Origin of the sequence: Actinomadura sp. GC306 (assembly GCF_004348665.1) — a bacterium.
Classification (GTDB): domain Bacteria; phylum Actinomycetota; class Actinomycetes; order Streptosporangiales; family Streptosporangiaceae; genus Spirillospora.
The window spans coordinates 1-10,167 of the sequence record NZ_SMKM01000241.1 but is presented as its reverse complement, the minus strand read 5'-3'; the positions used below and the strand labels follow the sequence as shown (position 1 = coordinate 10,167).

Below are 10,167 nucleotides of genomic sequence, written 5' to 3'. Positions count from 1 at the left end.
ATCTTGAGGCGACGGCCGCCGCGGACGCGCGGCGGCGGATCGCGCGGACGGACGTGCTGCTCGCCGACCCGGGCCTCGCCGAGGCGGCGGGGCGGCTCGGGCGCGGGGTGGTGAAGGCGGCCGTCGTCGCCGCGCAGCGGCGGGCCAGGGCGGGCGAGCTCCCGCCGGACGCGGTGGCCGCCGCGGCGCTGGCCGCGCTGCCGCCGACCGCCTCCGGGCTGCGCCCGGTGCTCAACGCGACCGGCGTCCTGCTGCACACCAACCTCGGGCGGGCGCCGCTGTCGGACGCCGCGCGGGAGGCGGTGGCCGTGGCGTCGGGGGCGACCGACGTCGAACTCGACCTGGCGACCGGCCGGCGGGCGCGGCGGGGGCGGTCCGTCCTGGCGGCCCTGCTGGAGCGGGTCCCGCAGGCGGAGGCGGCGCACGTCGTCAACAACGGGGCGGCGGCGCTCGTGCTCGCCGCGACCGCGCTCGCCGGTGACCGGGAGATCGTGATCAGCCGCGGCGAGATGGTGGAGATCGGGGACGGCTTCCGCATCCCCGAGCTGCTGGCCGCGACGGGCGCGCGGCTGCGGGAGGTCGGGACGACCAACCGCACCACGCCGGACGACTACGCGGCGGCGGTCGGCGAGGACACCGGCTTCATCCTGAAGGTGCATCCGTCGAACTTCCGCATCACCGGCTTCACCCGCGGCGCCGGCGTCGCCGAACTGGCCGGGCTCGGCGTCCCGGTCGTCGCCGACATCGGCTCCGGGCTGCTCGCGCACGAGCCGCTCCTGCCGGACGAGCCCGACGCGGCGTCCATGCTCAAGGCGGGCGCGCACCTGGTCACCGCCAGCGGCGACAAGCTCCTCGGCGGGCCGCAGTGCGGGCTCGTCCTCGGCCACGAGGACCTGGTGCGGCGCCTGGCCCGCCATCCGCTGGCCCGCGCGCTGCGCGTCGACAAGATGACGCTCGCCGCGCTGGAGGCCACCGTCCGCGGCCCGCGAACCCCGACCGAGGCGGCCCTGCACGCCGGCGCGGCGGCGCTGCTGGAGCGGGCCGAACGGCTCGCCGCGCGCCTGCGGGACGCCGGCGTGGACGCCATCGCCGTCGCCAGCGAGGCGGCGGTCGGCGGCGGCGGCGCGCCCGGTGTCGCGCTGCCGAGCGCGGCCGTGTCGGTGCCCGGCGAGTACGCCGCGCGGCTGCGGCAGGGGACCACGGCGGTGATGGGACGGGTCGAGGACGGCCGCTGCCTCCTGGACCTGCGCTCGGTCCCCCCGGACCGCGACGACGATCTCGCCGGAGCCGTCCGGGCGGCCGCGCCATGATGCACGTCGTCGCGACCGCGGGGCATGTGGACCACGGCAAGTCGACGCTCGTCCGCGCCCTCACCGGGATGGAGCCCGACCGGCTGGAGGAGGAGCGGCGGCGCGGCCTGACGATCGAGCTGGGCTTCGCCTGGACGGCGCTGCCCGGCGGCGGGCGGCTCGCGTTCGTGGACGTCCCCGGGCACGAGCGCCTCGTCGCGACGATGCTGGCCGGGGTGGGGCCCGTCCCGGCGGTAATGTTCGTCGTCGCGGCGGACCAGGGCTGGCAGCGGCAGTCGGAGGAGCACCTGGCGGTCCTGGACGCGCTCGGCGTCCGGCACGGGCTGCTCGCCGTGACGCGCCGCGACCTCGCGGGCGAGGCGGCCGCGAACCGGGTCCGGGACGAGGCGCTCGCCCACATCTCCGCCACGTCGCTCGGCGAGGTCGAGTCGTTCCTGGTCAGCGGCGCCACGGGCGAGGGCGTGGCGGGCCTGCGCGCCGGGCTGGAGCGGCTCGCCGGCGCGCTGCCCCGCCCCGACACGGACGCCGACGTCCGCCTGTGGGTCGACCGGGTCTTCACCATCCGGGGGAGGGGCACGGTCGTGACCGGCACCCTCGGCGCCGGGACGATCCGCGTCGGCGACCGGCTCGCGGCCGGCGGAGGGCTCGCCCGCGTCCGCGGCCTGCAGAGCCTGAAGGAGGACCACGCCGAGGTCGGCGCCGTCGCGCGCGTCGCCGTGAACCTGCACGGCGGGCCGGCGGAGATCGGCCGGGGCGAGGCCCTGCTCACGCCGGACCGCTGGCTCACCGCCGACGTGATCGACGTGCGGCTGCGCGGCGACCCCGCGGGGGAGCTGCCCCGCGAGCTGGTCTTCCATCTCGGCACGGCGGCGGTCCCGGTGCACGTCCGCCCGCTCGGCGACGACACCGCGCGGCTCTCGCTGCGGCGGCCGCTGCCGCTGCGGGCCGGCGACACCGCGCTGCTGCGCGACCCGGGGCGGCACCGCGTCCCCGCCGGGGTGACGGTGCTCGACGTGCGGCCGGAGCCGTTCACCAGGCGGGGCGCCGCCGCGGCACGGGCGGCGGAGCTCGCCGCGCTGACCGGGCGCCCCGACGGCGCCGCCGAACTGCGCCGCCGCGGCCTGATCAGGCGGGCGGAGCTGGTCGCGATGGGCTTCCCCGTCCCGTGCGAACCCGTCGCCGGGGACTGGCTCGCCGACCCCGGCCACTGGGCCGAGCTCCGCGAACGCCTCGGCACGGCCGTCGACGCGCACGCCGCCGCCGACCCCGCCGACCCCGGGCTCCCCGCCGACGCGGCGCGCCGCGCGCTCGGCCTGCCCGACCGCGCGCTCGTGGTCGCGCTCGCCGACGGGCTGCTGTGGCGCGACGGGCGCATCTACGGCCGGGCCATCGCGCCGGAACTGCCGCCGGACGTGCGGCGGGCGGTCGACGCCGTCCGCCGCGACCTGGCCGAGCACCCGTTCCAGGCACCCGACGCGAACCGGCTCGCCGAACTCGGCCTCACCCCGAAGATGATCGCCGCCGCGGCCAAGGCGGGCGCGCTGCTGCGGGTCGGCGACGGGATCGTCCTGCTGCCCGGCGACGACGCCCGCGCCGCCGAGATCCTCGCCGGGCTCGGCGAGACCTTCACGCTGAGCGAGGCGCGCCGCGCGCTCGGCACCACCCGCCGCGTCGCCGTCCCGCTGCTGGAGCACCTGGACGAGACGGGCCACACGGCCAGGGTGGACGACCTCCGGCGGCGCTGCACCGAAAGGACGAGATGACGCAGGGGACGATGGACACGGCGACCGGCAAGCGGCTGACCGGGTACGCGCACGGCGGGGGCTGCGCCTGCAAGATCCCGCCCGGTGAGCTGGAGGAGGTCGTCGCCGGCCTGAACGCGGTCCCCGCGTCCCCGAACGGCGAGCTGGTCGTCGGCCTCGACACCGGCGACGACGCCGCGGTGGTCCGGCTCCCCGGCTCCCCGGACGGCCTCGCCGCCGTCGCCACCGCCGACTTCTTCACCCCGGTCGTCGACGACCCCTACGACTGGGGCCGCATCGCCGCCGCCAACGCGCTGTCGGACGTCTACGCGGTCGGCGGCCGTCCCCTCGTCGCGGTGAACCTGCTCGCCTGGCCCCGCGACGTCCTCCCGTTCGACCTCGCGCGGGAGGTCCTCCGCGGCGGCCTGGACGTCGCGTCCAAGGCGGGCTGCCACGTCGGCGGCGGGCACAGCGTGGACGACCCCGAACCCAAGTACGGCATGGCCGTCACCGGGGTCGCCGACCCCGCCCGCCTGCTCCGCAACGACACCGGCAGGCCGGGCGTGCCGCTGACCCTGACCAAGCCGCTCGGCCTCGGCATCCTCAACAACCGGCACAAGGCGACCGGCGAGGTCTTCGAGCACGCCGTCGCCGCCATGACCGAGCTGAACGCGGACGCGTCCGCCGCCGCCCTGGCCGCGGGCGCCGTCTGCGCCACCGACGTCACCGGCTTCGGGCTGCTCGGCCACCTCTACAAGATGGCCCGCGCGTCCGGCGTCACCGCCGTGGTCGACGCCGCCGCCGTCCCCTACCTGGACGGCGCCCGCGAGTCCCTGCGCGCCGGGTACGTCAGCGGCGGCACCCGCCGCAACCTCGACTGGGTCGCCCCGCACACCGACTTCGGCGGGACCGGCGAGGAGGAGCGCCTCCTCCTCGCCGACGCGCAGACCTCCGGCGGCCTCCTCATCGCCGGTGAGATCCCCGGCGCGCCGGTCATCGGCGAGCTGGTCCCCGCCGCCGAGCACCCGCTGGTCGTCCGCTAGATCTCGGTGCCCGTCTCGTCGGTGATGCCGGCGCGCTCGCGGTACTCGCGCACCAGCGCCACCGTCGCCGGCCCGCGCGGGCGCCGCCCCGGCCGGATGTCGACCGACCACGCCTTGGTCTCCTGGATGTGGGAGTTCGGGTCCAGGGCGAGGTGGATCAGCTCGTTCGCGGCGTCGCCCGTGCTGTAGCCGTTCGGGCCCCAGTGGTAGGGCAGGCCGACCTGGTGCACGACCCGCCCGTCGATGTCGAGGGACGGGATCCGCTCGGTCACCAGGACCCGCGCCTCCACGACGTTGCGCGCGCTGACGATCGTCGCCCAGCCGCCGTGCTCCAGGCCGCGCTCCGCCGCCAGCTCGGGCGACACCTCGCAGAAGAACTCCGGCTGCAGCTCGGCGAGGTAGGGCTGCCAGCGCGACATCCCGCCCGCCGTGTGGTGCTCGGTGAGCCGGTACGTGGTCGCGACGTACGGGTACACGTCCGCGCCCGGCGCGTCGCCGCTCGGCGCGTACCGGTTGTCGGGATGCGGCGGCAGCAGGTACCGGACGGGGTTCCGCTGCTGCTTGTACAGCGGGTTCGGGAACGGCGACTCCTGCGACTCGTAGTGCGCGGGGAGCGGGCCGTCGGTCAGCCCCGACGGCACGAACAGCCACGCCTTGCCGTCCGCCTGCATGATGAACGGGTCGTCGCCGGCGAGCGCGTCCGGGCCGGTCGCGTCGTGCGGCGGCTTGTAGTCCGGCGCGCGGTCGGCGATGAAGTCGGGCACGTCGTGGCCCGTCCAGGTGCCCCGCTCGGCGTCCCACCAGACGAGGGCCTTGCGGTCGCTCCAGGGCTTGCCGTCCTTGTCGGCGGACGCCCGGTTGTACAGCACGCGGCGGTTCAGCGGCCACGCCCAGCCCCACTCGGGCGCGACCCAGTTCTGGTCCTTGCCCGGCTTGCGGCGCGCGGTCTGGTTGACGCCGTCGGCGTAGCAGCCGCAGTAGATCCAGCAGCCGCACGAGGTGGACCCGTCGTTCTTGAGCTGCGTGTAGGACGACAGCGGGTTCCCGTCGGCGTCGAAGCCGTTGATCTCCGCGAGGACGGCCTCGGCGTCCGGCTCCCGCATCTCGCCCATCGTCGGGTAGTCCCAGGTGAGGTCCAGGACGGGGCGGTCCATCTCGTCGGCCGAGCCGGCGAGCTTCTCCCGGATGATGCGGCCCAGGTGGTAGATGAACCACAGGTCGCTGCGGGCGTCCCCGGCGGGCTCCACGGCGCGGTAGTGCCACTGCAGCATCCGCTGGGTGTTGGTGAAGCTGCCGTCCTTCTCGGTGTGCGTGGCGGCGGGCAGGAAGAACACCTCGGTGCCGATGTCCTCGGTCCGCATCTCGCCCGACTCGATCTCCGGGCCGTCCTTCCACCACGTCGCGGACTCGATCTGCGAGAAGTCGCGGACGACCAGCCAGTCCAGGTTCGCCATCCCGAGCCGCTGGATCTTCGCGTTGGCCGAGCCCACGGCCGGGTTCTCGCCCATCAGGAAGTAGCCCTTGCACGTCCCTTCGATCTGCGCCATCGCCGTGTCGTAGGTGTTGTGCGTGCCGGTCAGGCGCGGCAGGTAGTCGAAGCAGTAGTCGGTCTCGGCCGTCGCGGCGTCGCCCCAGTACGCCTTCATGAGGCTCACCATGTAGGCGCTCATGTTGCCCCAGAAGCCCTTGCGCGCCGACTCGCCCTTGACGAACGCGTTGAGGTCCTGCTCGGGGTGCGCGTGCGGCATCGGGATGTAGCCCGGCAGCAGGTTGTACAGGGTCGGGATGTCCGTCGAGCCCTGGATGGACGCGTGGCCGCGCAGCGCCAGGATGCCGCCGCCCGGACGCCCGATGTTGCCGAGCAGGGTCTGCAGGATCGACGCCGTCCGGATGTACTGGACGCCGACCGTGTGCTGCGTCCAGCCCACCGCGTACGCGAACGCGGTCGTCCGGTCGCGGCCCGAGTTCTGCGCGATCGTCTCGCAGATCCGCAGGAACAGCTCGCGCGGGACGCCGCAGATCCGCTCCACCATCTCGGGCGTGTAGCGCGCGTAGTGCCGCTTGAGCACCTGGAACACGCACCTCGGGTGCTGCAGCGTCGGGTCGCGGTCCGGGTCGCCGACGCCGATCGGCGGCCCGCCGGACCCGGCCGCCTCGCCGTGCCCCGACTCGTCGGCGTCCCCGACGGTGTCGTCGTAGGCCATGTCCCGCAGGCCGGACGCGGCCTGGACCGTCATGCCCTCGTACTGCCACGTCCGGTGGTCGTAGCTGCGCTGCTCCGGGTCGAGGCCGGAGAACACGCCGTCCAGGTCCTCAGGGCCGCGGTAGTCCTCGCCGAGGATCACCGGCGCGTTGGTGTAGTCCACGACGTAGTCACGGAAGTACTTCTCGTTCTCCAGGACGTAGTTGACGATCCCGCCCAGGAACGCGATGTCGGTGCCCGCACGCAGCGGCACATGGGCGTCGGAGACCGCGCTCGTCCGCGTGTACCGCGGATCCACGTGGATCAGCTTCGCCCCGCGCGCCTTCGCCTCCATCACCCACTGGAACCCGACCGGATGGCACTCGGCCATGTTCGAGCCCTGGATGACGATGCAGTCCGCGTTCTGCAGATCCTGCTGGAAGGTGGTCGCGCCGCCGCGTCCGAACGAGGTTCCCAGACTGGGAACGGTGGAGGAGTGTCAAATACGGGCCTGATTCTCGATCTGCACCGCGCCGAGCGCGGTGAACAGCTTCTTGATCAGGTAGTTCTCCTCGTTGTCGAGCGTGGCGCCGCCGAGGTGCGCGAAGCCCATCGTGCGCCGCACCCGCAGCCCGTCGTCGGTCTCCCACTGCCAGCCCTGCCGGCGCGCCTCGATCACCCGGTCGGCGATCATGTCCATCGCCGTGTCGAGGTCGAGCGCCTCCCAGTCGGTGCCGTGCGGGCGCCGGTAGAGGATCTGGTGCTCGCGGGCGGAGCCCGTGGTGAGCTGGAGGCTCGCCGACCCCTTCGGGCACAGCCTGCCCCGGCTGACCGGCGAGTCGGGGTCGCCCTCGATGTGGGTGACCTTGCCGTCCTTGACGTACACGTCCTGCCCGCAGCCGACCGCGCAGTACGGGCAGACGGACTTCACGACCTTGTCGGCCGTGCTCACCCTCGCCTGCAGCCGCTCGCTGCCCGCGCTCTTGGCGGCCGCGCCGCGGCCGAGGGGGTCGCCGTCGGTGAACTGGCGGTAGACGGGCCACGACTCGATCCACTTGCGAACGCCCACGTCCACCCCCTCGTCACCTCGTTGCGGCGCCACCTACCCGGCGCCCGGCCCGCAAAACACGGGCCGGGCGCGCGGACGGCGGGGGGCCGGGGCCGGGTCAGCCGGTGGCGAAGGCCGCGAGGTTCGTCGAGATCGGCTCGGGCCGCCCGTCGTTCTGCACCGCCGAGGCGGTCAGGACGTCGATGTGCTGGTAGCCGGCCGCGATGATGTCGCCGGGCTGCGGATCGCCGAACCCGAGGCCGTCGCCCGCCTGCAGGTTGATGACCGGGTTCGCGGCGATCCCGCCCTCGTGGACGGCGTCGTCCGCGATGCCGGGGGCGTCCGCCAGCGCGATGTCGGTGATCAGCTTCGTCGGGAAGTAGTGCTCGGTGAAGTCGAGCGGGTGCTCCGACAGGCTCCGCGCCAGCTCGGCGATGTCGGTGACCTCCTTGCCCGCGGACGTGAACGGGGTGCCGTCCTTGGACCTGTGGACCGGGTCGTCGGGGGCGCCGACGCGATCGTAGTTCCGCCACGTGAAGAGGGGGCCGCCCGGCTCGTCCGGGATCGCCTTCTTCTCCGTGCCGAGCAGCCGCGTCAGGCCGCCGAGCCCGATCTCCTCCAGGTTGTTCGGCGCCGGGAACTCCTTGTCGGCGATCGTGCCGCCGTCCCAGAAGCCGACGCTGGCCTGCATGAAGGCGAGCGGCTGGGAGTGGTCGTCCAGGAGCCCGGCGAGCGCCGCCGCGTTGCTGAACCGGAAGTCCTTGACCGTCGGCGAGCCCTTGATGAACGTCGGGTAGTCCTTGGAGAACAGCAGCCGGTACGTCATGTCCTGGTTGAAGCCGGACGGGATGTACGTCGACAGGTCGGACTCGGCGTCCGGGGCGATGTTGGCGGCCAGGCCCGCGATCGCCAGCAGGTTCATCGTCTCGGTGTTCACCACGGCCGGGGCCGACAGCGCCCGCGGGACGATGCCCGCGTCGAGCCCGGCCTGCACGGCGCCCGCGCCGAACTCGACGATCGGCACCCAGTCGGCCGGGACCTGCCCGCCCATGCCCGGCAGCCCCTTCTCGATCCGGGTGTCGAGCGCGAAGTAGCCGGAGCACTGGTTGTGGCCCGCGTCGGCGGTGGTGGCGTGGTTCCCGTCGAAGTCCCACTCGGCGAAGTAGGCCGTCAGGACGCCGCCGAGCGAGTGCCCGCCGCAGAGCATCTTCTCCTTGCGCGCCCGCTGGTCCGGGAGCTCCCTGGCCATCAGGTCGTACTGGTCGCGGACGGTCTGCTCAAGGCCGACGTGCTGCAGCCACTTCACCTGGTCGTTCGTCTGGTACCCGGCGAACTTCCGCCCGTCGATCTCCTTCTGCCGGTAGTAGTAGTCGACCGCGAGGTGGACGTCCCGGGCCGCCAGGCCGGCCTGGACGCCGGTGGGGTCCTCCAGGCAGTTGGAGCGCCGGTCCAGCGCCCAGAACTCGATGTGGCTGCCGCTCTCGGCCGCCGCCGCGACCGTGTTGCGCGCGACGCTGTCGAACGCGCCCGCGCCCTCCAGGATGCCGGGCTGGGCGACGAGGATCCGGTCCGCGTCCGCCGACTCGGCCGGGCCGTCCACGTGCCGGAAGCGCAGGTAGGAGAGCCAGTCGCACGCTTCCGGACGCGGTCCGGCCGACGCGGGCAGCGGCACCTTGACCCGCACCACCGACTCGCTGACCTCGGTGACCGGCGAACCGGACGTGACGGGCACCTCGGTCCGGCCGGCCTCGCGCGCGCTCACCGGCACGGCCGCCGCCGCGCCCGCGGCGAGCGCGGACGCGGCCAGCACCGAGACGGTGAGCATGGGGACCGTGCGCCGGGAACCGGTGCGCGAGGGGCCCGCGGGGAGGGGGAGTCGCCCCATCGCCTGCTCCTTCCGGAGGGGGTCGGTTACGGGGCAACAATGGACCCTGCCGGTTTCCTGGCGACAGTCGCCTGTTTGCAGTATTTTCGCGCGGCTCTTGTCCCCGGGTGACAACGCCGCCGCCGGGCCTGCGCCAACGGGCCCTCAGCCGAGGACGGCCTTGCCCGTCTTCACGACCAGGTCCGCGAACTCGGCGCGCTCGGCGGGCGACAGGGCCCGCTCGTACACGGCGGCGGAGAGCCGGTCGGTGATCTCCTCGGCCTCCTCCCACCGGGGCCTCAGGTGGCCGCAGTCGGGGAACTCGCCCTGCCAGCCGAGGAACTGCGCCCGCTCCGGCGGGTTCACGGCGAGGACGGCCTCCAGCGGCGCGAGCCCGACCGCGGTCGTCCCGACCAGGTGCAGCCCGCCCCGCAGCTCCCGCAGTACGTGCAGGACGTGCGTCAGGCGCGCCGGCCCGTCCTCGGGCAGCGGGTGGGCGCGCCAGCCGGCGAACAGCGGCAGGCCCGACGCCTCGGCGGCGTCCACGACCCGCTCGGCCAGCTCGCACAGGCGCGGGTCGTCCGGGACGTGGGCGCGGCCCCAGTCGGCGCACGCCAGCGCGTACCGCCGCGCGGCCTCCTTCGGCCCGGCGATCGCGACGCCCTCCTCCCACATGGCGCGGACGACGCCGGGCGCGAACCAGCCCAGTGCCGCGTACACGACATCGGCGTCCACGTCGCCCAGCACGCCGCACCGCCCGGCGAAGTAGTGCGCGAAGGGGTTGTCGAAGCCGTTCCGCTTCCCGTGCTCCCACGTCTCCTGGTCGAGCATCCACTTCGCCCCGACGTCGTGAATGACCTTGTCCGCGGCGCGTACGGTCTCGATCGCGCTCAGCTCGCCCATGGGGGGACCTCCTCGGCTCTTGAGTAAGGCGTACGTTACTTGCGGGTCGCGGCCGGGGCCTGCCGGGGGCGGGAG

The 10,167-nt window shown here is 74.4% G+C and carries 6 protein-coding genes; 3 read left to right on the top strand and 3 right to left on the bottom strand.

Annotation, left to right across the window (positions count from 1 at the left end; all coding sequences use genetic code 11):
• The 3 genes from selA to selD all read left to right on the top strand — a co-directional run.
• The coding region (selA, locus tag E1200_RS26175; RefSeq protein ID WP_347813243.1) for an L-seryl-tRNA(Sec) selenium transferase at window positions 1-1,310 on the top strand (1,310 nt) is incomplete at its 5' end.
• Window positions 1,307-3,073, top strand: coding sequence for a selenocysteine-specific translation elongation factor (locus E1200_RS26170; protein ID WP_243708839.1), 1,767 nt, complete (start codon window positions 1,307-1,309; stop codon window positions 3,071-3,073). The genes selA and E1200_RS26170, both read left to right, overlap by 4 nt.
• Before the next feature lie 11 nt (window positions 3,074-3,084).
• Window positions 3,085-4,095: a selenide, water dikinase SelD gene (selD, locus tag E1200_RS26165; protein WP_131954732.1), complete on the top strand. Its 1,011-nt coding sequence runs from the start codon at window positions 3,085-3,087 to the stop codon at window positions 4,093-4,095.
• On the opposite strand, the gene fdh is transcribed toward selD, so the two are convergent.
• The 3 genes from fdh to E1200_RS26145 form a co-directional block, all read right to left on the bottom strand.
• Window positions 4,092-7,346 (bottom strand): formate dehydrogenase, encoded by a 3,255-nt coding sequence (gene fdh, locus E1200_RS26160; protein ID WP_207933549.1) that lies wholly within the window; start codon window positions 7,344-7,346, stop codon window positions 4,092-4,094. The two genes, selD and fdh, sit on opposite strands and share 4 nt — an antisense overlap.
• 97 nt (window positions 7,347-7,443) lie before the next feature.
• Entirely contained in the window at window positions 7,444-9,210 is a 1,767-nt protein-coding gene (locus tag E1200_RS26150) for a hypothetical protein (RefSeq protein ID WP_243708837.1), read from the bottom strand.
• A 144-nt stretch (window positions 9,211-9,354) separates the two neighbouring features.
• Complete coding sequence (locus E1200_RS26145; protein ID WP_131954728.1) at window positions 9,355-10,092, bottom strand: evbL; 738 nt, start codon at window positions 10,090-10,092, stop codon at window positions 9,355-9,357.
• Window positions 10,093-10,167: the final 75 nt, after the last annotated feature.